The organism is Bacillus sp. AMCV2 (assembly GCF_056033925.1).
Window position 1 is genome coordinate 138,282 of sequence record NZ_JBVYIB010000002.1, and the last position, 24,219, is coordinate 162,500.

The 24,219-nt window shown below is 42.9% G+C and carries 36 protein-coding genes, 2 rRNA genes and 1 pseudogene (1 of these 39 cut by a window edge); 37 read left to right on the forward strand and 2 right to left on the reverse strand.

Annotated elements, in window-relative coordinates:
• The first annotated feature begins 2 nt into the window (after positions 1-2).
• From rpsC to salA, 34 genes and pseudogenes are all read left to right on the forward strand, one after another.
• Positions 3-659 (forward strand): 30S ribosomal protein S3, encoded by a 657-nt coding sequence (gene rpsC, locus AC0OMA_RS00800; protein ID WP_003242001.1) that lies wholly within the window; start codon positions 3-5, stop codon positions 657-659.
• 1 nt (position 660) lies between these two features.
• Complete coding sequence (gene rplP, locus AC0OMA_RS00805; protein WP_003225801.1) at positions 661-1,095, forward strand: 50S ribosomal protein L16; 435 nt, start codon at positions 661-663, stop codon at positions 1,093-1,095.
• The gene (gene rpmC / locus AC0OMA_RS00810; RefSeq protein ID WP_003156482.1) at positions 1,085-1,285 is read left to right on the forward strand and encodes a 50S ribosomal protein L29; all 201 of its coding nucleotides are present in this window, start codon (positions 1,085-1,087) and stop codon (positions 1,283-1,285) included. The genes rplP and rpmC overlap by 11 nt, the downstream gene beginning before the upstream one ends.
• Positions 1,286-1,307: 22 nt before the next feature.
• A complete protein-coding gene (rpsQ, locus tag AC0OMA_RS00815) occupies positions 1,308-1,571 on the forward strand; it encodes a 30S ribosomal protein S17 (RefSeq protein ID WP_003225804.1) in 264 nt (87 codons plus the stop codon).
• A gap of 40 nt (positions 1,572-1,611) precedes the next feature.
• Positions 1,612-1,980, forward strand: coding sequence for a 50S ribosomal protein L14 (gene rplN, locus AC0OMA_RS00820; protein WP_003225805.1), 369 nt, complete (start codon positions 1,612-1,614; stop codon positions 1,978-1,980).
• Positions 1,981-2,016: 36 nt separating this feature from the next.
• Positions 2,017-2,328, forward strand: a complete 312-nt coding sequence (rplX, locus tag AC0OMA_RS00825) for a 50S ribosomal protein L24 (RefSeq protein ID WP_003156486.1) — start codon at positions 2,017-2,019, stop codon at positions 2,326-2,328.
• 26 nt (positions 2,329-2,354) lie between these two features.
• Positions 2,355-2,894 carry a 50S ribosomal protein L5 gene (rplE, locus tag AC0OMA_RS00830; protein ID WP_003225809.1) on the forward strand — a complete coding sequence of 180 codons (540 nt, stop codon included), beginning with the start codon at positions 2,355-2,357 and terminating at the stop codon, positions 2,892-2,894.
• A 22-nt stretch (positions 2,895-2,916) separates the two neighbouring features.
• On the forward strand, positions 2,917-3,102 hold the full coding sequence (gene rpsN / locus AC0OMA_RS00835; protein ID WP_003156488.1) for a 30S ribosomal protein S14: 186 nt from the start codon (positions 2,917-2,919) through the stop codon (positions 3,100-3,102).
• A 31-nt stretch (positions 3,103-3,133) separates the two neighbouring features.
• Positions 3,134-3,532, forward strand: a complete 399-nt coding sequence (rpsH, locus tag AC0OMA_RS00840; RefSeq protein WP_003241998.1) for a 30S ribosomal protein S8 — start codon at positions 3,134-3,136, stop codon at positions 3,530-3,532.
• A gap of 29 nt (positions 3,533-3,561) precedes the next feature.
• Complete coding sequence (gene rplF, locus AC0OMA_RS00845; RefSeq protein WP_004399690.1) at positions 3,562-4,101, forward strand: 50S ribosomal protein L6; 540 nt, start codon at positions 3,562-3,564, stop codon at positions 4,099-4,101.
• A gap of 32 nt (positions 4,102-4,133) precedes the next feature.
• Entirely contained in the window at positions 4,134-4,496 is a 363-nt protein-coding gene (gene rplR / locus AC0OMA_RS00850) for a 50S ribosomal protein L18 (protein WP_003225816.1), read from the forward strand.
• A 24-nt stretch (positions 4,497-4,520) separates the two neighbouring features.
• Positions 4,521-5,021 carry a 30S ribosomal protein S5 gene (gene rpsE / locus AC0OMA_RS00855; RefSeq protein ID WP_003328273.1) on the forward strand — a complete coding sequence of 167 codons (501 nt, stop codon included), beginning with the start codon at positions 4,521-4,523 and terminating at the stop codon, positions 5,019-5,021.
• Positions 5,022-5,034: 13 nt separating this feature from the next.
• Complete coding sequence (gene rpmD, locus AC0OMA_RS00860; RefSeq protein WP_003156497.1) at positions 5,035-5,214, forward strand: 50S ribosomal protein L30; 180 nt, start codon at positions 5,035-5,037, stop codon at positions 5,212-5,214.
• Between the two features lie 30 nt (positions 5,215-5,244).
• Complete coding sequence (gene rplO, locus AC0OMA_RS00865) at positions 5,245-5,685, forward strand: 50S ribosomal protein L15 (RefSeq protein ID WP_003225819.1); 441 nt, start codon at positions 5,245-5,247, stop codon at positions 5,683-5,685.
• 1 nt (position 5,686) lies between these two features.
• A complete protein-coding gene (gene secY / locus AC0OMA_RS00870; protein WP_024571501.1) occupies positions 5,687-6,982 on the forward strand; it encodes a preprotein translocase subunit SecY in 1,296 nt (431 codons plus the stop codon).
• Between the two features lie 54 nt (positions 6,983-7,036).
• Positions 7,037-7,690: an adenylate kinase gene (locus AC0OMA_RS00875; protein WP_003241987.1), complete on the forward strand. Its 654-nt coding sequence runs from the start codon at positions 7,037-7,039 to the stop codon at positions 7,688-7,690.
• Positions 7,687-8,433 (forward strand): type I methionyl aminopeptidase, encoded by a 747-nt coding sequence (gene map / locus AC0OMA_RS00880; RefSeq protein ID WP_015482707.1) that lies wholly within the window; start codon positions 7,687-7,689, stop codon positions 8,431-8,433. Before AC0OMA_RS00875 ends, map begins: the two co-directional genes overlap by 4 nt.
• Before the next feature lie 65 nt (positions 8,434-8,498).
• Positions 8,499-8,767: pseudogene (locus tag AC0OMA_RS00885) on the forward strand (ribosome-binding protein ybzG).
• A complete protein-coding gene (infA, locus tag AC0OMA_RS00890; RefSeq protein WP_003156508.1) occupies positions 8,745-8,963 on the forward strand; it encodes a translation initiation factor IF-1 in 219 nt (72 codons plus the stop codon). Before AC0OMA_RS00885 ends, infA begins: the two are co-directional and overlap by 23 nt.
• Positions 8,964-8,996: 33 nt before the next feature.
• On the forward strand, positions 8,997-9,110 hold the full coding sequence (gene rpmJ, locus AC0OMA_RS00895) for a 50S ribosomal protein L36 (protein ID WP_003156543.1): 114 nt from the start codon (positions 8,997-8,999) through the stop codon (positions 9,108-9,110).
• A gap of 22 nt (positions 9,111-9,132) precedes the next feature.
• A complete protein-coding gene (gene rpsM / locus AC0OMA_RS00900) occupies positions 9,133-9,498 on the forward strand; it encodes a 30S ribosomal protein S13 (RefSeq protein WP_003235095.1) in 366 nt (121 codons plus the stop codon).
• 20 nt (positions 9,499-9,518) lie between these two features.
• A complete protein-coding gene (gene rpsK / locus AC0OMA_RS00905; protein ID WP_009966385.1) occupies positions 9,519-9,914 on the forward strand; it encodes a 30S ribosomal protein S11 in 396 nt (131 codons plus the stop codon).
• Positions 9,915-10,090: 176 nt separating this feature from the next.
• Positions 10,091-11,035, forward strand: a complete 945-nt coding sequence (locus AC0OMA_RS00910; protein ID WP_003225835.1) for a DNA-directed RNA polymerase subunit alpha — start codon at positions 10,091-10,093, stop codon at positions 11,033-11,035.
• Positions 11,036-11,112: 77 nt separating this feature from the next.
• Entirely contained in the window at positions 11,113-11,475 is a 363-nt protein-coding gene (gene rplQ / locus AC0OMA_RS00915; RefSeq protein WP_003225836.1) for a 50S ribosomal protein L17, read from the forward strand.
• 127 nt (positions 11,476-11,602) lie between these two features.
• Positions 11,603-12,448, forward strand: a complete 846-nt coding sequence (locus tag AC0OMA_RS00920; RefSeq protein WP_014478629.1) for an energy-coupling factor ABC transporter ATP-binding protein — start codon at positions 11,603-11,605, stop codon at positions 12,446-12,448.
• Entirely contained in the window at positions 12,424-13,293 is an 870-nt protein-coding gene (locus AC0OMA_RS00925; protein WP_003235106.1) for an energy-coupling factor ABC transporter ATP-binding protein, read from the forward strand. The genes AC0OMA_RS00920 and AC0OMA_RS00925 overlap by 25 nt, the downstream gene beginning before the upstream one ends.
• A complete protein-coding gene (locus AC0OMA_RS00930) occupies positions 13,290-14,087 on the forward strand; it encodes an energy-coupling factor transporter transmembrane component T family protein (protein ID WP_181218091.1) in 798 nt (265 codons plus the stop codon). The genes AC0OMA_RS00925 and AC0OMA_RS00930 overlap by 4 nt, the downstream gene beginning before the upstream one ends.
• A gap of 9 nt (positions 14,088-14,096) precedes the next feature.
• Positions 14,097-14,840: a tRNA pseudouridine(38-40) synthase TruA gene (gene truA, locus AC0OMA_RS00935; protein WP_015382595.1), complete on the forward strand. Its 744-nt coding sequence runs from the start codon at positions 14,097-14,099 to the stop codon at positions 14,838-14,840.
• 161 nt (positions 14,841-15,001) lie between these two features.
• Positions 15,002-15,439 carry a 50S ribosomal protein L13 gene (gene rplM, locus AC0OMA_RS00940; protein ID WP_003241966.1) on the forward strand — a complete coding sequence of 146 codons (438 nt, stop codon included), beginning with the start codon at positions 15,002-15,004 and terminating at the stop codon, positions 15,437-15,439.
• 20 nt (positions 15,440-15,459) lie between these two features.
• Entirely contained in the window at positions 15,460-15,852 is a 393-nt protein-coding gene (gene rpsI, locus AC0OMA_RS00945) for a 30S ribosomal protein S9 (RefSeq protein ID WP_004399691.1), read from the forward strand.
• Between the two features lie 463 nt (positions 15,853-16,315).
• Entirely contained in the window at positions 16,316-17,083 is a 768-nt protein-coding gene (locus AC0OMA_RS00950; RefSeq protein ID WP_047181983.1) for a class I SAM-dependent methyltransferase, read from the forward strand.
• A 185-nt stretch (positions 17,084-17,268) separates the two neighbouring features.
• Positions 17,269-17,712, forward strand: a complete 444-nt coding sequence (locus tag AC0OMA_RS00955) for a YbaK family protein (RefSeq protein ID WP_474221815.1) — start codon at positions 17,269-17,271, stop codon at positions 17,710-17,712.
• Positions 17,713-17,771: 59 nt separating this feature from the next.
• Complete coding sequence (gene cwlD / locus AC0OMA_RS00960) at positions 17,772-18,485, forward strand: N-acetylmuramoyl-L-alanine amidase CwlD (protein ID WP_015382599.1); 714 nt, start codon at positions 17,772-17,774, stop codon at positions 18,483-18,485.
• Between the two features lie 95 nt (positions 18,486-18,580).
• Positions 18,581-19,639, forward strand: a complete 1,059-nt coding sequence (gene salA / locus AC0OMA_RS00965) for an iron-sulfur carrier protein/transcriptional regulator SalA (RefSeq protein ID WP_047181984.1) — start codon at positions 18,581-18,583, stop codon at positions 19,637-19,639.
• Positions 19,640-19,674: 35 nt separating this feature from the next.
• Here salA and gerD read toward each other — a convergent pair whose 3' ends face one another.
• Positions 19,675-20,232, reverse strand: a complete 558-nt coding sequence (gene gerD / locus AC0OMA_RS00970; protein ID WP_003235126.1) for a spore germination lipoprotein GerD — start codon at positions 20,230-20,232, stop codon at positions 19,675-19,677.
• Between the two features lie 109 nt (positions 20,233-20,341).
• Between gerD and kbaA the strand changes: the two genes are divergently transcribed.
• Positions 20,342-20,938, forward strand: a complete 597-nt coding sequence (gene kbaA, locus AC0OMA_RS00975; protein ID WP_047181985.1) for a KinB-signaling pathway activation protein — start codon at positions 20,342-20,344, stop codon at positions 20,936-20,938.
• On the opposite strand, the gene pdaB is transcribed toward kbaA, so the two are convergent.
• A complete protein-coding gene (pdaB, locus tag AC0OMA_RS00980; RefSeq protein WP_003235130.1) occupies positions 20,939-21,703 on the reverse strand; it encodes a polysaccharide deacetylase family sporulation protein PdaB in 765 nt (254 codons plus the stop codon).
• A gap of 351 nt (positions 21,704-22,054) precedes the next feature.
• Here pdaB and AC0OMA_RS00985 point away from each other — a divergent pair.
• Positions 22,055-23,604: ribosomal RNA gene (locus AC0OMA_RS00985) — 16S ribosomal RNA — on the forward strand.
• A 170-nt stretch (positions 23,605-23,774) separates the two neighbouring features.
• A 23S ribosomal RNA gene (locus tag AC0OMA_RS00990) occupies positions 23,775-24,219 on the forward strand (it continues 2,482 nt past the right edge of the window).
• The 16S and 23S rRNA genes sit together here, the layout of an rRNA operon.

The window sequence follows — 24,219 nt, forward strand, 5'->3', positions numbered from 1 at the left end:
TAGTGGGTCAAAAGGTAAATCCAGTCGGTCTTCGTATCGGAGTCATTCGTGATTGGGAATCTAAGTGGTACGCTGGTAAAGATTACGCTGACTTCCTGCACGAAGATTTAAAAATTCGTGAATACATTAGCAAACGCCTTTCTGACGCTTCTGTTTCTAAAGTAGAAATCGAGCGTGCAGCAAACCGCGTTAACATTACGATCCACACAGCTAAGCCTGGTATGGTTATCGGTAAAGGCGGTTCTGAAGTCGAAGCACTTCGCAAAGCCCTTAACAGCCTTACTGGCAAGCGTGTACACATTAACATTCTTGAAATCAAAAGAGCAGATCTTGATGCACAGTTAGTTGCTGACAACATCGCTCGTCAATTAGAAAACCGTGTTTCTTTCCGCCGTGCGCAGAAACAACAAATCCAACGTACTATGCGTGCTGGAGCACAAGGTGTGAAAACAATGGTTTCTGGTCGTCTTGGCGGTGCAGATATCGCTCGTTCTGAATACTACAGTGAAGGAACTGTTCCATTGCACACATTACGTGCGGACATTGACTATGCAACATCTGAAGCTGACACTACTTACGGTAAGCTTGGTGTGAAAGTCTGGATCTATCGTGGAGAGGTTCTTCCTACTAAGAAGAAAACTGAGGAAGGAGGAAAATAATATGTTATTACCAAAACGCGTTAAATATCGCAGAGAGCATCGCGGAAAAATGCGTGGCCGTGCGAAAGGCGGTACTGAAGTACATTTCGGTGAATTCGGTATCCAAGCTCTTGAAGCTTCTTGGATTACTAACCGTCAAATCGAAGCTGCACGTATTGCGATGACTCGTTACATGAAACGTGGCGGTAAAGTTTGGATCAAAATTTTCCCTTCTAAACCTTACACTGCTAAACCACTTGAGGTACGTATGGGATCCGGTAAAGGGGCTCCTGAAGGTTGGGTAGCTGTTGTAAAACCGGGCAAAGTTTTATTTGAAATTTCTGGTGTGTCTGAAGAGGTTGCTCGTGAAGCGCTTCGCCTTGCATCTCACAAATTGCCAATTAAAACGAAGTTCGTAAAACGTGAAGAAATTGGTGGTGAATCAAATGAAAGCTAATGAAATTCGTGACCTTACCACTGCTGAAATTGAACAAAAAGTAAAGTCTCTTAAAGAAGAACTTTTCAATCTTCGCTTTCAATTAGCGACAGGACAACTTGAAAATACTGCTCGCATTCGTGAAGTGCGCAAAGCTATCGCGCGCATGAAAACTGTGATTCGTGAAAGAGAAATTGCTGCTAATAAATAATCACTGAGGGGAGGTCGTGAGCATGAGCGAACGTAACCAACGCAAAGTTTACCAAGGCCGTGTTGTTTCTGACAAAATGGATAAAACCATTACTGTTGTTGTTGAGACATACAAAAAACATACACTTTACGGTAAACGCGTAAAATACTCAAAAAAATTCAAAGCACATGATGAAAATAATCAAGCTAAAATCGGTGACATCGTTAAGATCATGGAAACTCGTCCATTGTCTGCAACTAAGCGTTTCCGTCTAGTTGAAGTTGTCGAAGAAGCTGTTATTATCTAATAAAGTTCGGAATTCTTTTTCCGAAGGGAGGTAACAAATAATGATTCAACAAGAGACTCGTTTAAAAGTAGCTGACAACTCTGGCGCACGTGAAGTACTTACTATTAAAGTTCTTGGTGGTTCTGGACGCAAAACAGCTAACATTGGTGATGTAATTGTTTGCACGGTTAAACAAGCAACACCAGGAGGCGTTGTCAAAAAAGGTGAAGTCGTAAAAGCTGTTATCGTTCGCACTAAAAGCGGAGCGCGCAGAAGTGACGGTTCATACATCAGCTTCGATGAGAATGCATGTGTTATCATCCGTGACGACAAGAGCCCACGCGGAACTCGTATCTTCGGACCAGTTGCTCGTGAATTGCGTGAAAACAACTTTATGAAAATTGTTTCTCTAGCTCCAGAAGTTATCTAATGAAATAAATGCCTTACTCAAGGAGGTGCGATCAGGATGCATGTAAAAAAAGGCGATAAAGTTATGGTTATCTCTGGTAAAGATAAAGGCAAACAAGGAACAATCCTTGCTGCTTTCCCTAAAAAGGACCGCGTTTTAGTTGAAGGTGTTAACATGGTAAAGAAACACTCTAAACCAACTCAAGCTAACCCTCAAGGCGGTATTTCTAATCAAGAGGCGCCAATTCATGTATCAAACGTTATGCCGCTCGATCCTAAAACAGGTGAAGTGACTCGCGTAGGATACAAAGTGGAAGATGGCAAAAAAGTTCGTGTAGCAAAAAAATCTGGGCAAGTTCTAGATAAATAGTATTAAAAGGAAGGGAGGTCTATCTCATGAACCGCCTTAAAGAAAAGTACAATAAAGAAATTGCACCTGCTTTAATGACTAAGTTCAACTATGATTCAGTCATGCAAGTGCCTAAAATCGAAAAAATCGTAATCAACATGGGTGTTGGTGACGCTGTTCAAAACGCCAAAGCAATCGACAGTGCTGTTGAAGAATTAACGTTTATCGCAGGTCAAAAACCTGTCGTTACTCGTGCGAAGAAATCAATTGCTGGATTCCGTCTTCGTGAGGGAATGCCTATCGGTGCGAAAGTAACTCTTCGCGGAGAGCGCATGTATGATTTCCTTGATAAACTTATTTCTGTATCTTTACCGCGTGTACGTGACTTCCGCGGGGTTTCTAAAAAATCTTTCGACGGTCGCGGTAACTACACACTTGGTATCAAAGAACAGTTAATCTTCCCTGAAATTGACTACGATAAAGTAACAAAGGTTCGCGGAATGGACATCGTTATCGTAACAACTGCTAATACTGACGAAGAAGCTCGTGAGCTATTAACTCAAGTAGGTATGCCGTTCCAGAAATAATCAATGAAAGGGAGGCGAAATCGTGGCTAAAAAGTCTATGATTGCGAAACAACAACGTACACCAAAGTTTAAAGTACAAGAGTACACACGCTGTGAACGCTGCGGACGTCCGCATTCAGTCATTCGTAAATTTAAACTTTGCCGTATTTGTTTCCGTGAGCTTGCATATAAAGGACAAATTCCTGGCGTGAAAAAAGCCAGCTGGTAATCCCCAAGAAAGGGAAGGAGGTAATTATATAATGGTTATGACAGATCCAATTGCAGATATGCTAACTCGTATTCGCAATGCAAACATGGTACGTCATGAGAAGCTTGAAATTCCTGCTTCTAAATTGAAAAGAGAAATTGCTGAAATTTTAAAGCGTGAAGGTTTCATTCGTGACGTTGAGTTCGTAGAAGACAGCAAACAAGGTATCATCCGCGTTTTCTTGAAATACGGACAAAACAACGAGCGCGTTATCACTGGTCTTAAAAGAATCAGCAAGCCTGGTTTGCGTGTTTATGCTAAATCTAATGAAGTACCTCGCGTACTTAACGGTCTTGGAATCGCGATTATTTCTACATCACAAGGTGTTTTAACGGACAAAGAAGCCCGTGCAAAACAAGCTGGTGGAGAAGTTCTAGCATACGTTTGGTAAGAAGTTTAACATGAATGGAGGTGTTTGGTATGTCTCGTGTAGGTAAGAAGCTACTTGAGATTCCTTCTGATGTTACAGTAACGTTAAATGATAACAACACTGTAGCTGTGAAAGGACCAAAAGGAGAATTAACTCGTACGTTTCACCCTGATATGGAGATTAAAGTAGAGGACAATGTGCTTACAGTCGCTCGTCCTTCTGATCAAAAAGAGCACCGTGCCCTGCATGGTACGACTCGCAGTCTGCTTGGCAACATGGTTGAAGGTGTATCTAAAGGATTTGAAAGAGGTTTGGAATTAGTCGGTGTCGGTTACCGTGCTTCTAAATCCGGAAATAAACTTGTTTTAAACGTTGGATACTCTCATCCTGTTGAGATCGTTCCTGAAGAAGGCATCGAAATCGAAGTTCCTTCTCAAACAAAAGTAGTTGTAAAAGGTACAGACAAAGAACGCGTAGGAGCTATTGCTGCTAACATCCGCGCTGTACGTTCTCCAGAGCCTTACAAAGGTAAAGGAATCCGCTACGAAGGTGAAGTTGTTCGCCGTAAAGAAGGTAAATCTGCTAAGTAAGATCGCTTAAAGTGAAGAAAGGAGTGACCTAGATGATTACGAAAACTAGCAAAAATGCTGCTCGTCTTAAAAGACACGCTCGTGTTCGCGCTAAACTTTCCGGTACTGCTGAAAGACCGCGCCTGAACGTTTTCCGTTCTAACAAGCACATTTACGCTCAAATCATCGATGATGTAAATGGTGTAACACTTGCTAGTGCATCTACTCTCGATAAAGACTTGAACGTTGAAAGCACTGGAGATACTTCTGCTGCTACTAAAGTTGGAGAATTAGTTGCAAAACGCGCTGCTGAAAAAGGCATTTCTGACGTAGTATTTGACCGTGGCGGATACTTATACCATGGACGTGTAAAAGCTTTGGCTGATGCCGCTCGTGAAGCTGGACTTAAATTTTAATAAAAGAAGGAGGGACACATGATTATGCGTCGTATTGACCCAAGCAAATTAGAGTTAGAAGAACGCTTAGTTACGGTTAACCGCGTAGCGAAAGTTGTTAAAGGTGGTCGTCGTTTCCGCTTCGCAGCTCTAGTCGTTGTCGGTGACAAAAACGGACACGTAGGATTCGGTACTGGTAAAGCACAAGAAGTACCAGAAGCGATCCGCAAAGCTGTTGAAGATGCGAAAAAGAATTTGATTGAAGTACCAATGGTTGGAACTACAATTCCACACGAAATCATCGGACGTTTCGGTGCAGGTAACATCTTGTTAAAACCTGCTTCTGAAGGTACTGGAGTTATCGCTGGAGGCCCTGTACGTGCGGTACTTGAGCTAGCTGGTGTAGCTGATATCCTTTCTAAGTCTTTAGGTTCTAACACACCGATCAACATGATTCGTGCAACACTTCAAGGTTTAAGTGAACTTAAACGTGCTGAAGACGTTGCGAAGCTTCGTGGAAAATCTGTAGAAGAACTGTTAGGATAAGGAGGGAACATTAATGGCTAAATTAGAAATTACCCTCAAACGAAGTGTAATCGGTCGCCCGGAAGACCAACGCGTTACTGTAAGAACACTTGGTTTAAAGAAAACAAACCAAACTGTTGTTCATGAAGACAACGCTGCGATCCGTGGTATGATTAATAAAGTATCTCATTTAGTTTCTGTTAAAGAACAATAAAAATATTTGATCGGATAAGGAGGTGTCCTAATGAAACTTCATGAATTAAAACCTTCAGAAGGTTCACGCAAAACGCGTAATCGCGTAGGTCGTGGTATTGGTTCTGGCAACGGTAAAACAGCTGGTAAAGGTCACAAAGGTCAAAACGCTCGTTCTGGCGGCGGTGTACGCCCTGGATTCGAGGGGGGACAAATGCCTTTATTCCAACGTCTTCCTAAACGCGGTTTCACTAACATCAACCGCAAGGAATACGCTGTAGTCAACCTAGACAAATTGAACGGTTTTGCAGAAGGAACGGAAGTCACTCCTGAACTTCTTCTAGAGACTGGTGTTATTAGCAAACTTAATGCAGGAGTAAAGATTCTTGGCAACGGTAAATTAGAGAAAAAATTAACTGTAAAAGCCAATAAATTCTCTGCTTCTGCGAAAGAAGCTGTTGAAGCTGCTGGCGGTACAGCTGAGGTGATCTAACTTGTTTAAAACAATCTCCAACTTTATGCGTGTGAGTGATATCAGGAATAAAATCATATTCACTTTACTCATGCTTATCGTCTTTCGCATAGGTGCGTTTATTCCTGTGCCTTATGTTAACGCTGAAGCGTTACAGGCGCAGTCTCAAATGGGTGTTTTTGATCTCCTTAATACATTTGGCGGCGGTGCGCTTTACCAATTTTCCATTTTCGCAATGGGAATTACTCCTTATATCACGGCTTCGATCATCATTCAGCTGCTTCAGATGGATGTTGTACCGAAGTTTACCGAGTGGTCTAAGCAAGGTGAAGTTGGCCGCCGTAAATTAGCTCAGTTCACAAGGTACTTTACGATTGTGCTTGGTTTCATCCAAGCGTTAGGTATGTCATATGGATTCAACAATCTGGCAAACGGTATGCTGATCGAAAAATCCGGTGTATCGACATATCTTATCATTGCTTTAGTGCTCACTGGCGGAACTGCCTTTTTAATGTGGCTTGGGGAACAAATTACTTCTCATGGAGTAGGCAACGGAATATCGATCATTATCTTCGCGGGGATTGTGTCTAGTATTCCAAAAACAATTGGGCAAATATATGAGACTCAATTTGTCGGTAGCAACGATCAGTTGTTTATTCATATTGTGAAAATCGCACTTCTTGTGATTGCGATTTTAGCAGTTATTGTTGGAGTTATTTTCATTCAGCAAGCCGTACGGAAAATTGCGATTCAATATGCTAAAGGCACAGGTCGTTCACCTGCTGGCGGAGGTCAGTCTACACACCTTCCATTGAAAGTGAATCCTGCAGGGGTTATTCCGGTAATCTTTGCGGTTGCGTTTTTGATAACGCCGCGGACGATCGCGTCATTCTTTGGAACAAACGATGTGACAAAGTGGATTCAAAACAACTTTGATAATACGCATCCGGTGGGTATGGCGATATATGTTGCGTTGATTATTGCCTTTACGTACTTTTATGCTTTTGTACAGGTAAACCCTGAACAAATGGCTGATAACCTTAAAAAACAGGGTGGCTATATCCCGGGGGTTCGTCCAGGGAAAATGACTCAAGATAGAATTACGAGCATTTTGTATCGACTTACGTTTGTGGGTTCTATATTCTTAGCCGTGATTTCCATTCTTCCTATCTTTTTCATTCAATTCGCTGGATTGCCTCAAAGTGCACAAATTGGCGGAACATCTTTGTTAATTGTTGTCGGGGTAGCCTTGGAGACAATGAAACAACTAGAAAGCCAGTTGGTGAAACGAAACTACCGTGGATTTATGAAAAACTAGAGGAAATGGATTTATCCATTCCCTCTTAATAAAGAGAGGACGGGGGAAATCCGAATGAACTTAGTCTTAATGGGGCTTCCTGGTGCCGGTAAAGGCACACAGGGCGAACGAATTGTTGAGGATTATGGGATTCCTCATATCTCAACAGGAGATATGTTCCGTGCTGCTATGAAAGAAGAAACACCACTCGGACTCGAAGCAAAATCTTATATTGATAAGGGAGAGCTCGTACCTGACGAAGTCACAATCGGAATTGTAAAAGAGAGACTTGGCAAAGATGATTGTGAAAGAGGTTTTCTTCTGGACGGATTTCCGCGAACAGTCGCTCAAGCCGAAGCTCTTGAAGAAATTCTTGAGGAATACGGCAAGCCGATTGATTATGTCATTAACATTGAAGTCGACAAAGACGCTCTTATGGAACGTCTGACTGGACGCAGAATTTGCAGTGTTTGCGGCACAACCTATCATTTAGTCTTTAATCCGCCGAAAACGCCGGGTATTTGTGATAAAGACGGAGGCGAACTCTATCAACGGGCAGATGATAATGAGGAAACCGTCTCTAAACGGCTTGAGGTAAACATGAAGCAAACTCAGCCTTTACTCGATTTCTATTCAGAGAAAGGTTATCTTGCAAACGTGAATGGCCAACAGGACATTCAAGACGTTTATGCAGATGTGAAGGATCTTCTTGGAGGATTAAAAAAATGATTATCTGTAAAACCCCACGTGAACTTGGTATCATGCGGGAAGCAGGGCGAATCGTGGCTTTAACTCATGAAGAGTTAAAAAGGCACATTAAACCAGGAATCTCGACAAAAGAATTGGATCAAATTGCCGAACGTTTTATTAAGAAGCAGGGTGCAATCCCATCTTTTAAGGGGTATAATGGGTTTCGCGGGAGCATTTGCGTATCAGTTAATGAAGAACTGGTTCACGGCATACCTGGCAGCAGGGTGCTGAAGGACGGTGACATCATCAGTATTGATATCGGTGCTAAATTAAATGGTTATCATGGTGACTCTGCATGGACATATCCGGTAGGAAACATCAGCGATGATGACAAAAAACTTCTGGAAGTGACAGAGGAGTCTTTATATAAAGGCTTGCAGGAAGCAAAACCAGGTGAACGTTTGTCGAATATTTCCCACGCAATACAAACGTATGTCGAAAATGAGCAGTTTTCAGTTGTTAGGGAGTATGTCGGACATGGTGTTGGTCAAGACTTGCATGAGGACCCGCAAATTCCTCATTACGGTCCGCCCAACAAAGGACCACGGCTTAAACCTGGCATGGTTCTCGCTATTGAACCTATGGTGAACGCTGGCAGCCGCTACGTGAAAACATTGGCTGATAACTGGACGGTTGTTACGGTAGATGGGAAAAAGTGTGCTCATTTTGAACATACGATTGCGATTACGGAAACGGGTTTTGATATACTGACGAGAGTCTAGATGATGAAAATAATTCCGAAGACAGATGTTTTTCAAGCTTGATAGGGCAGAAAGCTTGGGGGAACATTGGCAAGACCGAATTCATCTTGCTGCTTGTCGTTGGAATTTTAACCATCATCAATGTACTAACAGCAGACGGAGAAAAGCGTACATTTCATTCTCCTAAGAAAAAGAATATCAATCATTTAACCCTTTATGATTGCGTATCTCCGGAAGTTCAGAACAGTATAAACGAAACAGGGCGTGTGACAAACTTCTTTTGAAATTTGTCAGAAAGCAAGTTACTGATTTGAAGAAGGGAGAACACTTGAATGGCGAAAGACGATGTAATTGAAGTGGAAGGTACTATAGTCGAAACACTGCCAAACGCGATGTTCAAAGTTGAACTTGAAAATGGCCACACTGTTTTGGCTCATGTATCTGGTAAAATCCGCATGCACTTCATTCGCATTTTACCTGGAGACAAAGTTACGGTAGAATTATCTCCATATGACTTAACTCGTGGCAGGATTACGTACCGTTACAAATAAAGCACTCCGGAAACTGAAGGAGGTTGGAAACACATGAAAGTGAGACCATCAGTTAAACCAATCTGCGAAAAATGTAAAGTTATTCGCAGAAAAGGAAAAGTAATGGTGATCTGTGAAAATCCAAAGCATAAACAAAAACAAGGATAATTTATAAGGAGGTGCCCAGAGAATGGCTCGTATTGCTGGTGTAGATATCCCACGTGACAAACGTGTTGTTATTTCTTTAACATACATCTTCGGAATTGGCCGCACAACGGCTCAGCAAGTTTTAAAAGAAGCTGGAGTTTCAGAAGATACTCGTGTGCGCGATCTTACTGAAGAAGAACTTGGTAAAATCCGTGATATTATTGACAAACTGAAAGTAGAAGGTGACCTTCGCCGTGAAGTTTCTCTTAATATCAAACGTCTGATCGAAATCGGAAGCTACCGCGGAATCCGTCATCGCAGAGGATTACCTGTTCGCGGACAAAACTCTAAAAACAACGCGCGTACTCGTAAAGGTCCGCGTCGTACTGTAGCTAACAAGAAAAAATAAGTAAGGGAGGTTCTTAAACAATGGCTGCTGCTCGTAAATCTAACACGCGTAAACGTCGCGTGAAAAAGAATATTGAGTCTGGAATTGCTCATATTCGTTCAACTTTCAATAACACGATCGTTACGATCACTGACACTCATGGTAATGCTATTTCTTGGTCTAGTGCCGGAGCTTTAGGATTCAGAGGTTCTCGTAAATCTACTCCTTTTGCTGCGCAAATGGCTGCAGAAACAGCTGCTAAAGGTTCAATCGAACATGGTCTTAAAACTCTAGAGGTTACTGTTAAAGGACCTGGTTCAGGCCGTGAAGCTGCAATCCGTGCACTTCAAGCTGCTGGACTAGAAGTCACTGCTATCAGAGACGTAACTCCTGTTCCTCATAACGGATGCCGTCCACCAAAACGTCGCCGCGTGTAATTTGTTTGTATAGATTTTGTGTCCCTGTCAATAATGGGTTATGATACAGTTATTTATGAAACGAATGCACCGACTCGTTGCCTGAGCACATACGGGACTAAACAATGGGGAATTTCGGATGGAATCTCATATGATTCTATTCGAGGTTTCGACGTTTTGAAGGAGGGTTTTAAGTAATGATCGAGATTGAAAAACCAAAAATCGAAACGGTTGAAATCAGCGACGATGCCAAATTTGGTAAGTTTGTCGTAGAGCCACTTGAGCGTGGATATGGTACAACTCTGGGTAACTCCTTACGTCGTATCCTCTTATCCTCACTCCCTGGTGCCGCTGTAACATCAATCCAGATAGATGGTGTACTGCACGAATTCTCGACAATTGAAGGCGTTGTGGAAGATGTTACAACGATTATCTTACACATTAAAAAGCTTGCATTGAAAATCTACTCTGATGAAGAGAAGACGCTAGAAATTGATGTACAGGGTGAAGGAACTGTAACGGCAGCTGATATTACACACGATAGTGATGTAGAGATCTTAAATCCTGATCTTCATATCGCGACTCTTGGTGAGAATGCGAGTTTCCGAGTTCGCCTTACTGCTCAAAGAGGACGTGGGTATACGCCTGCTGACGCAAACAAGAGAGACGATCAGCCAATCGGCGTGATTCCGATCGATTCTATCTATACGCCAGTTTCTCGTGTATCTTATCAGGTAGAGAACACTCGTGTAGGCCAAGTTGCAAACTATGATAAACTTACACTTGATGTTTGGACTGATGGAAGCACTGGACCGAAAGAAGCAATTGCGCTTGGTTCAAAGATTTTAACTGAACACCTTAATATATTCGTTGGTTTAACTGACGAAGCTCAACATGCTGAAATCATGGTTGAAAAAGAAGAAGATCAAAAAGAGAAAGTTCTTGAAATGACAATTGAAGAATTGGATCTTTCTGTTCGTTCTTACAACTGCTTAAAGCGTGCGGGTATTAACACGGTTCAAGAGCTTGCGAACAAGACGGAAGAAGATATGATGAAAGTTCGAAATCTAGGACGCAAATCACTTGAAGAAGTGAAAGCGAAACTAGAAGAACTTGGACTCGGACTTCGCAAAGACGATTGACTAGTTTCCCTTGTGAACTAGGATTTTCGTGTGTTTTTTATTCAGAAACAGCATTCCAATAAAGGAGGGGACATCACATGTCATACAGAAAACTAGGACGTACGAGTGCACAGCGTAAAGCTATGCTTCGTGATCTTACAACTGATTTGATCATCAACGAAAGAATCGAAACAACTGAAACACGTGCGAAAGAACTTCGCTCTGTAGTTGAAAAAATGATCACGCTTGGCAAACGCGGTGATCTTCACGCTCGCCGTCAAGCTGCTGCATACATCCGCAACGAGGTTGCAAACGAAGAAAATAACCAAGATGCACTTCAAAAATTATTCTCTGACATTGCAACTCGTTACGAGGAGCGCCAAGGCGGATACACACGTATTATGAAGCTTGGTCCTCGCCGTGGTGACGGAGCACCAATGGCAATTATCGAATTGGTTTAATCACATATTTTTGTGTATCTAAAGAAGGGCGGGACAGTTTCTAACTGGATCTATGCCCTTTTTTTAGATACTGCAACTTTTAATAGAGAGAAAAGCAGAGCATTAGCTGAGAGGAGGCCGGTTTTCCATGAATCAAAATCAGTTGATATCGGTAGAGGATATCGTATTTCGATATCGGAAGGACGCAGAAAGACGAGCACTAGACGGCGTCTCCCTGCAGGTGTATGAGGGTGAATGGCTTGCAATCGTAGGTCATAACGGTTCAGGGAAATCAACACTGGCCCGGGCATTGAATGGTTTAATTCTTCCTGAATCAGGCGACATTGAGGTTGCCGGGATTCAATTGACAGAGGAATCTGTTTGGGAAGTGCGTAAGAAGATAGGTATGGTCTTTCAAAATCCGGATAACCAATTTGTCGGAACGACTGTTCGCGATGATGTGGCTTTTGGTTTAGAAAACAATGGTGTACCGCGGGAAGAAATGATTGAGAGAGTAGACTGGGCAGTAAAACAGGTGAATATGCAAGATTTTCTCGATCAAGAGCCGCACCATCTCTCCGGAGGCCAAAAGCAGAGAGTTGCGATTGCGGGGGTTATTGCCGCACGTCCTGATATTATTATCTTAGATGAAGCAACATCCATGCTTGATCCGATCGGGCGAGAAGAAGTGCTTGAAACGGTAAGACATTTAAAAGAGCAGGGCATGGCGACTGTCATATCCATTACACATGATCTGGATGAGGCAGCAAAAGCAGATAGGATCATTGTCATGAATGGCGGTAAAAAATATGCTGAAGGGCCGCCTGAAGAGATTTTTAAATTGAATAAAGAACTTGTTCGAATTGGGCTTGATTTACCCTTCTCATTCCAGCTTAGCCAGCTTTTAAGAGAAAATGGACTGGCTTTGGAAGAAAACCATTTGACTCAGGAAGGGCTGGTGAAAGAGCTGTGGACATTACAATCAAAGATGTAGAGCATCGCTATCAAATGAAGACGCCGTTTGAGCGCCTAGCACTATATGATATCAATGCATCGATTAAAGAAGGAAGCTACGTAGCCGTTATCGGGCATACAGGCTCTGGCAAGTCCACTCTTCTTCAGCACCTAAATGGTCTCCTGAAGCCGACGAAGGGACAGATATCACTAGGCAGCACTGTCATTCAGGCAGGGAAAAAGAATAAAGATCTGAAAAAACTTCGTAAAAAAGTCGGAATCGTTTTCCAATTTCCTGAGCATCAATTATTCGAAGAAACAGTTCTTAAAGATATTTCATTCGGACCGATGAACTTTGGTGTTAAAAAAGAAGATGCTGAACAAAAAGCGAGAGAGATGCTGCAGCTTGTAGGTTTATCAGAAGAGCTTTTGGACAGGTCACCCTTTGAATTAAGCGGGGGACAAATGCGCAGAGTTGCAATTGCCGGCGTACTAGCAATGGACCCTGAAGTGCTTGTTCTGGATGAACCGACTGCAGGATTGGACCCAAGAGGGCGAAAAGAGATTATGGACATGTTTTATGAGCTTCATCAACGCGGGAACCTGACGACGATCCTTGTGACACACAGCATGGAGGATGCAGCTGCATACGCTGATGAAATGATTGTTATGCATAAAGGAACGATACAAGCATCAGGCAGTCCGCGTGATCTGTTTTTAAAGGGTGAAGAGATGGCCGGCTGGGGGCTGGATCTTCCTGAAACAATAAAATTCCAAAGACACCTTGAAGCTGCACTGGGTGTGAGATTTAATGAGCCTATGCTCACAATCGAAGATGCCGCTGCTGAAATCCGTGCTCTTTTTCAGGGGGAGAAGACTTTATGATGGACAGCATGATTATCGGCAAGTATGTACCGGGTACTTCACTTGTGCACCGGCTTGACCCCAGAACAAAACTGATCACGATCTTTTTATTTGTCTGCATCGTATTCTTAGCCAATAATGTTCAGACATATGCGTTGCTTGGTTTATTTACAATTGGCGTCGTTTCTTTAACAAGAGTTCCTTTCTCTTTTTTAATGAAAGGGCTGAAGCCAATCATCTGGATTGTCCTTTTTACGTTCCTTCTTCACATCCTTATGACACATGAAGGACCGATTATCTTTCAAATAGGTTTTTTCAAAGTCTATGAGGGCGGTCTGGTTCAGGGGATATTCATTTCTCTTAGATTCGTCTATTTGATTTTAATCACAACCTTATTAACGCTTACGACCACACCGATTGAGATTACCGATGGAATGGAGCAGCTGCTGAACCCATTGAAAAAATTAAAGCTTCCTGTTCATGAGCTGGCTCTTATGATGTCAATTTCTTTACGGTTTATTCCGACACTGATGGAGGAGACAGATAAGATCATGAAGGCTCAGATGGCGCGAGGCGTTGATTTTACAAGCGGGCCTGTCAAAGATAGAGTGAAGGCTATTGTCCCGCTTCTTGTCCCGCTCTTCGTCAGCGCATTTAAACGCGCCGAAGAGCTTGCGGTTGCAATGGAAGCAAGAGGCTATCAAGGCGGAGAAGGACGTACGAAATATAGAAAGCTTGTATGGACAGGAAAAGACACTTCTGTCATTGTCAGCTTAATTGTATTAGCTGCTTTGTTATTTTTCTTAAGGGTTTAGAGGTGCTGTATGAGACTGAAATGTACGATTTCTTATGACGGACATTTGTTTAACGGTTATCAGGTTCAGCCGGGCAAAAGAACGGTTCAGGATGAACTGGAGAAGGCTTTGGCTGTCCTGCATAAGTCAAAAGACAGAATTCCGGTCGTTTCGTCTGGAAGAACAGACAGCGGGGTTCACGCAGCCGGACAGGTGATTCATTTTGACACTCCGCTGTCTATCCCGGCTGAGAGATGGCCACATGCCTTAAATGCACTGCTTCCGGACGATATCGCAGTCAAACAGGCAGAAATTGCGGATGATGGGTTCCATGCACGATTTAGCGCAGTCAAAAAAGAATATCGCTACTTTGTATACACGGAGAAACACCCGGACGTATTTAAACGGCATTACGCTTACCATTTTTCATATCGCCTTAATGTGCAGGACATGAGAGAAGCGGCAAAGCATCTTATAGGGACACATGATTTTACGAGCTTTTGTGCGGCTAAAACAGAAGTGCAGGACAAGGTAAGAACGATTTACGAACTTGATTGGACTGAGACGGCTGACGGCCTGCAAATGCGGATCACAGGCAGCGGTTTCTTATATAATATGGTCAGAATTATTGCGGGTACTTTGCTTGATGCAGGTATTGGAAAAATTTCTCCTGATGAGGTGAAATCCATGCTGGAAGCGAAGGATCGCGAAGCAGCAGGGCGCACAGCGCCGGGGCACGGACTATATTTATGGAACGTTTACTATGACAACTAAACCAGGTGTATAATATTTTCTTGACAGAGTCTGCATAAAGTTATAAGATATCATATGGTATGTATTTCAACCCCACGATAAGCCCCGGAACTTATTGTGTTGTGAAATAGAACGTAATCGAAGTTTATTGAAAATGACAGATCATTTAGGAGGGAAATTCAATGCGTACAACACCTATGGCTAACGCAAGTACTATTGAACGCAAGTGGTTAGTTGTTGATGCTGCTGGCAAGACTTTAGGTCGTCTTTCTTCAGAAGTTGCAGCTATCCTTCGCGGAAAACACAAACCAACTTACACACCACACGTTGATACTGGAGATCATGTGATCATCATCAACGCTGAAAAAATCGAGTTAACTGGTAAAAAGTTAACTGACAAAATCTACTACCGTCACACTCAACATCCAGGCGGATTAAAATCAAGAACTGCTCTTGAAATGCGTACAAACTACCCTGAGAAAATGCTTGAGCTTGCTATCAAAGGCATGCTTCCAAAAGGTTCTCTAGGTCGTCAAATGTTCAAAAAATTGAACGTATACCGTGGTTCTGAGCATCCACACGAAGCACAAAAACCTGAAGTTTACGAACTTCGCGGTTAATTAAAAAGGAGGTTACCAATTTGGCACAGGTTCAATATTACGGTACTGGCCGTCGTAAAAGCTCTGTAGCGCGTGTGCGTTTAGTTCCAGGAGAAGGCCGTATCGTCGTTAATAATCGTGAAATCAGCGAACATATCCCATCTGCAGCTTTAATCGAAGATATCAAACAACCATTAACTTTGACTGAAACAGCTGGCACTTATGACGTTTTAGTAAACGTACATGGAGGCGGCTTATCTGGTCAAGCTGGAGCAATCCGTCACGGTATCGCTCGTGCTTTGCTTGAAGCAGATCCAGAATACCGTACAACTCTTAAACGTGCAGGTCTTCTGACTCGTGACGCTCGTATGAAAGAACGTAAAAAATACGGTCTTAAAGGCGCTCGTCGTGCACCTCAGTTCTCAAAACGTTAATTTTACGTTTTCAAAAAGCTCTCGACCTTGGGTTGGGAGCTTTTTTCTTTCAATAAAACCTGGCAGCTCCGCATAAAAATAACAACTGAATGGACGCTTGACGGGGTTAAGCAAATTGTTTGTTTATAAACGGTCTCACTGTAATAATCATGATAGCTTTCATTTTTATTTAATTGGAAGTTCGGTCAATGTTTATTATCGTTATGTGATCAGCCCAGCTCCATCTAACCACTGTATCTCATCCGTTAAAGTTCACTGCTGATTCTTAACCCGGAGAAACAAGGGCTCTCATTGCTAATGGCACTATGTAACGAAGTAAGTGTAAATCTGATGATATAAATCACATATCTCCTTTGTGATTTTTTTGCGTTTTTATGAACTTTTTTCTAAATATGCAAAGGGAAAGCGATATCAATCTAGAAATATTTGTTATACTCTATACATTAAAGTAAGGAGAAGATTCATGAATGCGTTAGTAGCTCATAATAGCAAAGCCTGGGATAAAAAAGTAGAAACAGGCAATGAATGGACTGTTGCTGTTGAGCAGCAGGTTATCGAACAAGCAAAAAAAGGCAATTGGGATATAAGGGTAACACCAATGAAAGATGTACCGAAGGATTGGTTTCCGCCTGTCAAAGGTCTGAAAGTACTCTGTTTAGCATCAGGCGGCGGCCAGCAGGGTCCAGTTTTGGCAGCCGCAGGCGCGGATGTCACTGTATTAGATAACTCAGAAAAACAGCTGAATCAGGATAGAATGATTGCTCAGCGAGATGGTCTTACGATACACACTGTCAAAGGAAGCATGGACGATTTAAGTGTATTTAATGATGAATCATTTGATGTCATTGTACATCCTGTTGCCAATGTTTTTGTTGAGAATGTCCTCCCGGTATGGAAGGAAGCGCACCGTGTGTTGAAAAGGAACGGTGTTCTAATCTCGGGTTTTGTCAATCCTGTTGTATTTCTGTTTGATACAGAATTAGAACAGCAAGGTGTTTTAAAAGTAAAACACTCCATTCCATATGCTGACCCAGAAGATCTTCCGAAACATAAAGTGAAAAAACTGATCGAAAATAATGAGGCTCTGGAATTCGGCCATTCCTTAGAAGACCAAATCAAAGGCCAAATTGATGCCGGTTTTATCGTTACTGGTTTTTATGAAGATAAAGGCGGGTTTGTATTAGACCAATATATCCATACATATTCTGCAACAAGAAGCGTGAAAGTATGAAAAGCAGCGACCTGTTAGAGGGGCTGCTTTTTTCATAACTAATTACAGAACATTTGTTCCTGACCCTGCAGAAAGCTGATTTTTTATCGATTTTACACCTTCATTTGGGCGAATTTCCAACCGAATTCGGGCATTGTTTCATCATCCAAACCTCAAAATAATCGGTAAAAGGAGAGTGAATTTATATGACAGAAGTACTGTCTTTTATGGATGTGAAACGCCAAAAGGATTTTGAATTAGAAAAGAACTTGCTCAAAGAACTCTCTCTGAGACAAATTATCCAGTCTGTTAAGGATTGTTTGGGACCATTATTTCCATTTTTACATGATGAACGAGATATTATTACTGAAGGCTGTATTGATTTTGCGATTGAAGCTTATTTGTTAGGCGGGCGTTTTGGGATATTCGGCTATTACGGAGAATCCATGCAAAGTATCAGTGCCCGCTCTGCAAGAGAAGAAGAAGAGCTACGTATGGAGTTTTTTGATTATCTCTATAATTGGATACACGAGCAATACTCAACACTTGATAAAAACACGGTTTATGAAGCGGCACGCAAGTTCATTAAAGATTGGTGGACAGCAGGGTTTGTTCAAAGAGAAAAACAGTGTAAGCTTCGCATGCGATAATCATATTTCCCGGCCCTGTCCCATAGTTATGTAATAACGGACAAGCGGGAGGGGAAGGGATGAGGAAAAAGCTTAAATGGCTCGGTTTTTTGCTAGGCTTCATCGTATTACTATTTCTGTTCAAATATCAGTTCAGCAATAACGACTCTTGGAAGCCGTGGAGCCTGCCCTTGAGCGGTAAAATCATTTATCTAGATCCAGGTCATGGCGGGCCTGACGGCGGAGCAGTCGGCGGAAAGCTGTTAGAGAAGGATGTTACCCTGGAAGTGGCTTTTAGAGTCAGGGATTATCTTCAAGAACAAGGAGCGCTTGTTATCATGACCAGAGAAAGTGATACTGATCTCGCTCCAGAAGGAACAAAAGGCTATAGTCGACGAAAAGCTGAGGATCTAAGACAACGAGTCAAATTAATAAACCATTCAGAGGCGGAGCTCTATATCAGCATTCATCTTAATGCGATTCCGTCACAAAAATGGAGCGGAGCCCAAAGCTTTTATTACGGGAAATATGCGGAAAATGAGAAAGTCGCAAAATACATTCAGGATGAGCTGAGAAGAAATCTGGAAAACACAACCCGGAAAGCAAAGCGGATTCATGGTATCTACTTAATGCAAAACGTCACCAAACCGGGGGCGCTTATAGAAGTCGGATTTTTATCCAATCCAAGTGAAGCAACGTTGCTCGGTAAACCGAAATATCAAGACAAGGTGGCATCTTCCATATATAAAGGCATTTTGCGATATTTCACAGAAAAAGGAGACCCTCCGGAGTAATGGAGGGTTTTCTTGCGGTTCTAAGCATAAGACACCCGCCATTTATGTATGATATAATAATAATTGTAAACGAATACACAAAAGGGTGAGGTTCGATGATAAGAGAAGATGAAGTAAGAAAACTAGTCGGAGAAATGCGCGAACCTTTTCTTCAAAGACCTCTGGGAGAATTGGATGCCGTTAAGGAAATTAAAATAAAGCCTGAAAAACGGCATATCAGTGTAAAAGTCGCTCTTGCAAAAACAGGAACTGCAGAACAAATGCAGATTCAGCAAGAGATCGTAAACGTATTAAAAGGGGCAGGAGCTGAGACAGTCGGCCTTCGATTTGAAGAGCTGCCTGAAGAAACGGTTGCTAAATTCGGGGCGCCGTCAGCCGAGAAAAAAACATTATTAAATATGGATAACCCGCCAGTCTTTCTTGCTGTAGCAAGTGGAAAAGGCGGCGTAGGCAAGTCAACTGTGTCGGTAAACCTAGCTATTTCTCTGGCTCGTCTAGGGAAAAAGGTTGGTTTAATTGATGCGGATATTTATGGGTTCAGTGTGCCGGACATGATGGGTATCACTGTGCGTCCAACAATTGAAGGAGAGAAACTTCTTCCTGTTGAACGCTTTGGAGTAAAGGTCATGTCAATGGGCTTTTTCGTAGAAGAAAATGCCCCGGTCGTATGGAGAGGGCCAATGCTCGGCAAAATGCTGAATAACTTTTTCCACGAAGTAGAGTGGGGAGAAGTAGACTATATCGTTCTTGATCTTCCGCCTGGTACAGGGGACGTTGCTCTCGATGTACATACAATGCTTCCGAGCTGCAAAGAAATCATCGTATCTACGCCGCATCCGACAGCTGCTTTTGTCGCGGCCAGAGCGGGCTCTATGGCGATTAAAACCGATCATGAGGTCGTGGGGGTCATAGAGAACATGGCTTATTATGAAAGTGCAAAGACAGGGGAAAGAGAATATGTCTTTGGAAAAGGCGGAGGAGATAAACTAGCTGAGGAACTAAATGTGCCTTTGCTTGGCCGAATCCCATTGAAACAGCCAGATTGGGATAAGGACCAATTTGCTCCGTCTGTTTATGACGAAAATCATCCAATCGGAGAAATATATCAGGACATCGCAAAAAAAATAGATGCAAAAATGTCAGTGCAGGTATAAAAGGTGAACCGGGATTCCAGATCCCGGCTTTCCCTTTATTCACTTTCTTTTGCTGTGTCTTTTGCTGCTTTTTTCAGCTCATCTTCGAACTGCTTTTTGTAAAGCGGACTAGAAAGTGTTTCGTTAATAACCTCTTCTAAATAACTGCGGAATTCTTGGCTTTTTGCCAGCTGGCTGTACTTTTTATCCATGCCGGGATCCTGCATAACGCTCATCAGCATCTTCTGGTAATCTGGATCCTTCATCAGCTTTTTAATCACTTTTTCATGCTCTGTCTGAAGAGTTTTGGCAAAGCCCTCAGCAAAATCAGTGTCTTCAAAGATGTTTTTCCAAAATTCTTCACCTTTTTTAGATGTGAGTGTTTTTTCTATTGTTCCTTTAATTGCATCTTGGTCAATCACCAGCGCTTCATTCATGGCATCATCATTTAATAATTCCTTAATAGCTTTCTTTCCATCATCAGTTTTTAATATATCAACAACCATTTTTTTGGTCTGATCATAGTCCATATCCGCTGCTTGGTCTTTTGGAGCGCAAGCTGTTACAGATAATAACAAAAAACAGCTCATCAATAGCGTTTTGGCTTTTGACATGCTTAAGCTCCTTTCACATACTTGTCTTACTTTTAATATGATTCATCTGTTTGGAATTATACATAACAAAATATCGCTGTTCGCGATTTTTGAGGGGATGAATAAAGAAATGAAAAGCCGTGGTTTAGTTCGTTTTTTCTTTTCTAATTTAGCTGTCGGGGCGCTTATCACGAGTATTGTGGGTTTTGCTTTAAAGTGGGGAGAATATAGAGGGCTGTTTCTAACATTTGAAGCGGGACAGATTTTCTCTGTTTTATTTTGGTTTATCGGTGTAGGCATGATTTTCAGTGTGATCAGCCAAATGGGTTTTTTCGTGTTTTTAACAGTTCATCGGTTTGCGCTTGAGATATTAAGGTCCTCCTCTTTGTGGAATTTGCTGCAGTTGTTTTTCATCCTGTTTGTTGCTTTTGATTTAATGTACGTGCGTTTTTTATTTTTTGGAGAGAGCGGAGAATCGCTGGCTGGCTATGCGTGGTTACCGGTGTTTTTATTGATCTTTGGAGTGATTACAGCTTATATAAAGCAAAAGCAGTCCTCTAAGAAAACATTTGTGTCATCGTTGTTTTTAATGGTTGTGATTACCGCATTAGAATGGTTCCCTGCATTAAGAGTAAATGATGAGGACTGGCTTTATTTAATGCTTTTTCCGTTAATGGCATGTAATGCCTTCCAATTGCTGATGCTGCCGAAGTTTGCAGCAAAGTAATTACTTTACCTCTGCGGATTTGGCATCAGAATTTGCGATGAGATCACCCACGGTTACATTTTTTAATCCTTTTTCTTTCAGCTGATGGATGATATCAGGCAATGCTTCTTCTGTTTGTTTTGCCGAATCGGAGGCATGTAAAAGAATAATGTCTCCACCGGAAACTTGCTTGGTCACATTGTCGATGATTTTTTCAACTCCGGGATTTGTCCAGTCTTGAGAGTTCACACTGTAATGAACGACTGTATAATTGTATTGCTTTGCGACCTTTAGAACATTCTTATTGAATTGGCCGGTAGGGGGTCTTAATAGCTGTATGTCTTTGACCCCTAACTTTTCAAAGGCTGTTTGCGCCCGGTTCATGTCCTTTTTTATTTCGCTGCTCTCTAAATTGGCATAGTTTTTATAAGCGTAACCCATGCTCCCAATTTGATGTCCATCCTTTACGATACGGGCCACTGTGTCGGGATGGCGTTCTGCCCAAGAAGCGGAAAGAAAAAACGTTGCATTTTTAATCCCGTTTGCTTTCAGAGTATTAAGTATCGGTTCTGCTCTCTCATCACCCCAGCTGATATCGAAAGTAAGTGAAATATCTTTAGAGTCTGTTTCTCCTTTATAAATGGCTTTAGGTCCGGTGTCAGTTGAAAACACGGGAAGCGGGACAGCTCTTTGGATATAAAAAAAGCTGGCAGCTGCAAATGCGGCGATAAGTATAATAATTAATTGTTTTACCCGTTTAATGTGCCACACATAGAAGTGATTCACTGATGATGCCTCCTTATCTTGTCCATCATTCTTGTTTTACATCTTATGAGCATGGACAATTGAATATAACCGATAAAATGTCTCTTCACATACAGCTTAAATTGGGTGTTGACCTTTTGATAATATCCGTGATATATTATTATTCGTCGCTGATAAACAGCTGACATCAACTAAAAGCTTCATTAAGTACTTTGAAAAAAGTTGTTGACTTAAAAGAAGCTAAATGTTATAGTAATAAAGCTGCTTCGTTAAGCGGCGGTAATGATCTTTGAAAACTAAACAAGACAAAACGTACCTGTTAATTCAGTTTTTAAAAATCGCACAGCGATGTGCGTAGTCAGTCAAACTACTTTATCGGAGAGTTTGATCCTGGCTCAGGACGAACGCTGGCGGCGTGCCTAATACATGCAAGTCGAGCGGACAGATGGGAGCTTGCTCCCTGATGTTAGCGGCGGACGGGTGAGTAACACGTGGGTAACCTGCCTGTAAGACTGGGATAACTCCGGGAAACCGGGGCTAATACCGGATGGTTGTTTGAACCGCATGGTTCAAACATAAAAGGTGGCTTCGGCTACCACTTACAGATGGACCCGCGGCGCATTAGCTAGTTGGTGAGGTAATGGCTCACCAAGGCAACGATGCGTAGCCGACCTGAGAGGGTGATCGGCCACACTGGGACTGAGACACGGCCCAGACTCCTACGGGAGGCAGCAGTAGGGAATCTTCCGCAATGGACGAAAGTCTGACGGAGCAACGCCGCGTGAGTGATGAAGGTTTTCGGATCGTAAAGCTCTGTTGTTAGGGAAGAACAAGTGCCGTTCGAATAGGGCGGCACCTTGACGGTACCTAACCAGAAAGCCACGGCTAACTACGTGCCAGCAGCCGCGGTAATACGTAGGTGGCAAGCGTTGTCCGGAATTATTGGGCGTAAAGGGCTCGCAGGCGGTTTCTTAAGTCTGATGTGAAAGCCCCCGGCTCAACCGGGGAGGGTCATTGGAAACTGGGGAACTTGAGTGCAGAAGAGGAGAGTGGAATTCCACGTGTAGCGGTGAAATGCGTAGAGATGTGGAGGAACACCAGTGGCGAAGGCGACTCTCTGGTCTGTAACTGACGCTGAGGAGCGAAAGCGTGGGGAGCGAACAGGATTAGATACCCTGGTAGTCCACGCCGTAAACGATGAGTGCTAAGTGTTAGGGGGTTTCCGCCCCTTAGTGCTGCAGCTAACGCATTAAGCACTCCGCCTGGGGAGTACGGTCGCAAGACTGAAACTCAAAGGAATTGACGGGGGCCCGCACAAGCGGTGGAGCATGTGGTTTAATTCGAAGCAACGCGAAGAACCTTACCAGGTCTTGACATCCTCTGACAATCCTAGAGATAGGACGTCCCCTTCGGGGGCAGAGTGACAGGTGGTGCATGGTTGTCGTCAGCTCGTGTCGTGAGATGTTGGGTTAAGTCCCGCAACGAGCGCAACCCTTGATCTTAGTTGCCAGCATTCAGTTGGGCACTCTAAGGTGACTGCCGGTGACAAACCGGAGGAAGGTGGGGATGACGTCAAATCATCATGCCCCTTATGACCTGGGCTACACACGTGCTACAATGGACAGAACAAAGGGCAGCGAAACCGCGAGGTTAAGCCAATCCCACAAATCTGTTCTCAGTTCGGATCGCAGTCTGCAACTCGACTGCGTGAAGCTGGAATCGCTAGTAATCGCGGATCAGCATGCCGCGGTGAATACGTTCCCGGGCCTTGTACACACCGCCCGTCACACCACGAGAGTTTGTAACACCCGAAGTCGGTGAGGTAACCTTTTAGGAGCCAGCCGCCGAAGGTGGGACAGATGATTGGGGTGAAGTCGTAACAAGGTAGCCGTATCGGAAGGTGCGGCTGGATCACCTCCTTTCTAAGGATATTATACGGAATATAAGACCTTGGGTCTTATAAACAGAACGTTCCCTGTCTTGTTTAGTTTTGAAGGATCATTCCTTCGAAACGTGTTCTTTGAAAACTAGATAACAGTAGACATCACATTCAATTAGTAACACAAGATATCACATAGTGATTCTTTTTAACGGTTAAGTTAGAAAGGGCGCACGGTGGATGCCTTGGCACTAGGAGCCGATGAAGGACGGGACGAACACCGATATGCTTCGGGGAGCTGTAAGCAAGCTTTGATCCGGAGATTTCCGAATGGGGAAACCCACCACTCGTAATGGAGTGGTATCCATATCTGAATTCATAGGATATGAGAAGGCAGACCCGGGGAACTGAAACATCTAAGTACCCGGAGGAAGAGAAAGCAAATGCGATTCCCTGAGTAGCGGCGAGCGAAACGGGATCAGCCCAAACCAAGAGGCTTGCCTCTTGGGGTTGTAGGACACTCTGTACGGAGTTACAAAAGAACGAGGTAGATGAAGAGGTCTGGAAAGGCCCGCCATAGGAGGTAACAGCCCTGTAGTCAAAACTTCGTTCTCTCCTGAGTGGATCCTGAGTACGGCGGAACACGTGAAATTCCGTC

Excerpts from the sequence above, each read along its gene's own strand:
- truA (WP_015382595.1), top strand. The coding sequence starts at position 14,097 with ATGAGACTGAAATGTACGATTTCTTATGACGGACATTTGTTTAACGGT.
- map (WP_015482707.1), top strand. The coding sequence starts at position 7,687 with ATGATTATCTGTAAAACCCCACGTGAACTTGGTATCATGCGGGAAGCA.
- rplE (WP_003225809.1), top strand. The coding sequence starts at position 2,355 with ATGAACCGCCTTAAAGAAAAGTACAATAAAGAAATTGCACCTGCTTTA.
- AC0OMA_RS00955 (WP_474221815.1), top strand. The coding sequence starts at position 17,269 with ATGACAGAAGTACTGTCTTTTATGGATGTGAAACGCCAAAAGGATTTT.
- rplX (WP_003156486.1), top strand. The coding sequence starts at position 2,017 with ATGCATGTAAAAAAAGGCGATAAAGTTATGGTTATCTCTGGTAAAGAT.
- cwlD (WP_015382599.1), top strand. The coding sequence starts at position 17,772 with ATGAGGAAAAAGCTTAAATGGCTCGGTTTTTTGCTAGGCTTCATCGTA.
- rpmD (WP_003156497.1), top strand. The coding sequence starts at position 5,035 with ATGGCTAAATTAGAAATTACCCTCAAACGAAGTGTAATCGGTCGCCCG.
- AC0OMA_RS00950 (WP_047181983.1), top strand. The coding sequence starts at position 16,316 with ATGAATGCGTTAGTAGCTCATAATAGCAAAGCCTGGGATAAAAAAGTA.
- rpsH (WP_003241998.1), top strand. The coding sequence starts at position 3,134 with ATGGTTATGACAGATCCAATTGCAGATATGCTAACTCGTATTCGCAAT.
- rplR (WP_003225816.1), top strand. The coding sequence starts at position 4,134 with ATGATTACGAAAACTAGCAAAAATGCTGCTCGTCTTAAAAGACACGCT.
- rpmC (WP_003156482.1), top strand. The coding sequence starts at position 1,085 with ATGAAAGCTAATGAAATTCGTGACCTTACCACTGCTGAAATTGAACAA.
- salA (WP_047181984.1), top strand. The coding sequence starts at position 18,581 with ATGATAAGAGAAGATGAAGTAAGAAAACTAGTCGGAGAAATGCGCGAA.
- AC0OMA_RS00910 (WP_003225835.1), top strand. The coding sequence starts at position 10,091 with ATGATCGAGATTGAAAAACCAAAAATCGAAACGGTTGAAATCAGCGAC.
- gerD (WP_003235126.1), bottom strand. The coding sequence starts at position 20,232 with ATGTCAAAAGCCAAAACGCTATTGATGAGCTGTTTTTTGTTATTATCT.
- rpsE (WP_003328273.1), top strand. The coding sequence starts at position 4,521 with ATGCGTCGTATTGACCCAAGCAAATTAGAGTTAGAAGAACGCTTAGTT.
- rplQ (WP_003225836.1), top strand. The coding sequence starts at position 11,113 with ATGTCATACAGAAAACTAGGACGTACGAGTGCACAGCGTAAAGCTATG.
- rplM (WP_003241966.1), top strand. The coding sequence starts at position 15,002 with ATGCGTACAACACCTATGGCTAACGCAAGTACTATTGAACGCAAGTGG.
- infA (WP_003156508.1), top strand. The coding sequence starts at position 8,745 with ATGGCGAAAGACGATGTAATTGAAGTGGAAGGTACTATAGTCGAAACA.
- rpsK (WP_009966385.1), top strand. The coding sequence starts at position 9,519 with ATGGCTGCTGCTCGTAAATCTAACACGCGTAAACGTCGCGTGAAAAAG.
- rplP (WP_003225801.1), top strand. The coding sequence starts at position 661 with ATGTTATTACCAAAACGCGTTAAATATCGCAGAGAGCATCGCGGAAAA.
- kbaA (WP_047181985.1), top strand. The coding sequence starts at position 20,342 with ATGAAAAGCCGTGGTTTAGTTCGTTTTTTCTTTTCTAATTTAGCTGTC.
- rpmJ (WP_003156543.1), top strand. The coding sequence starts at position 8,997 with ATGAAAGTGAGACCATCAGTTAAACCAATCTGCGAAAAATGTAAAGTT.
- rplF (WP_004399690.1), top strand. The coding sequence starts at position 3,562 with ATGTCTCGTGTAGGTAAGAAGCTACTTGAGATTCCTTCTGATGTTACA.
- AC0OMA_RS00875 (WP_003241987.1), top strand. The coding sequence starts at position 7,037 with ATGAACTTAGTCTTAATGGGGCTTCCTGGTGCCGGTAAAGGCACACAG.
- rpsM (WP_003235095.1), top strand. The coding sequence starts at position 9,133 with ATGGCTCGTATTGCTGGTGTAGATATCCCACGTGACAAACGTGTTGTT.
- rplO (WP_003225819.1), top strand. The coding sequence starts at position 5,245 with ATGAAACTTCATGAATTAAAACCTTCAGAAGGTTCACGCAAAACGCGT.
- AC0OMA_RS00920 (WP_014478629.1), top strand. The coding sequence starts at position 11,603 with ATGAATCAAAATCAGTTGATATCGGTAGAGGATATCGTATTTCGATAT.
- AC0OMA_RS00930 (WP_181218091.1), top strand. The coding sequence starts at position 13,290 with ATGATGGACAGCATGATTATCGGCAAGTATGTACCGGGTACTTCACTT.
- rplN (WP_003225805.1), top strand. The coding sequence starts at position 1,612 with ATGATTCAACAAGAGACTCGTTTAAAAGTAGCTGACAACTCTGGCGCA.
- rpsQ (WP_003225804.1), top strand. The coding sequence starts at position 1,308 with ATGAGCGAACGTAACCAACGCAAAGTTTACCAAGGCCGTGTTGTTTCT.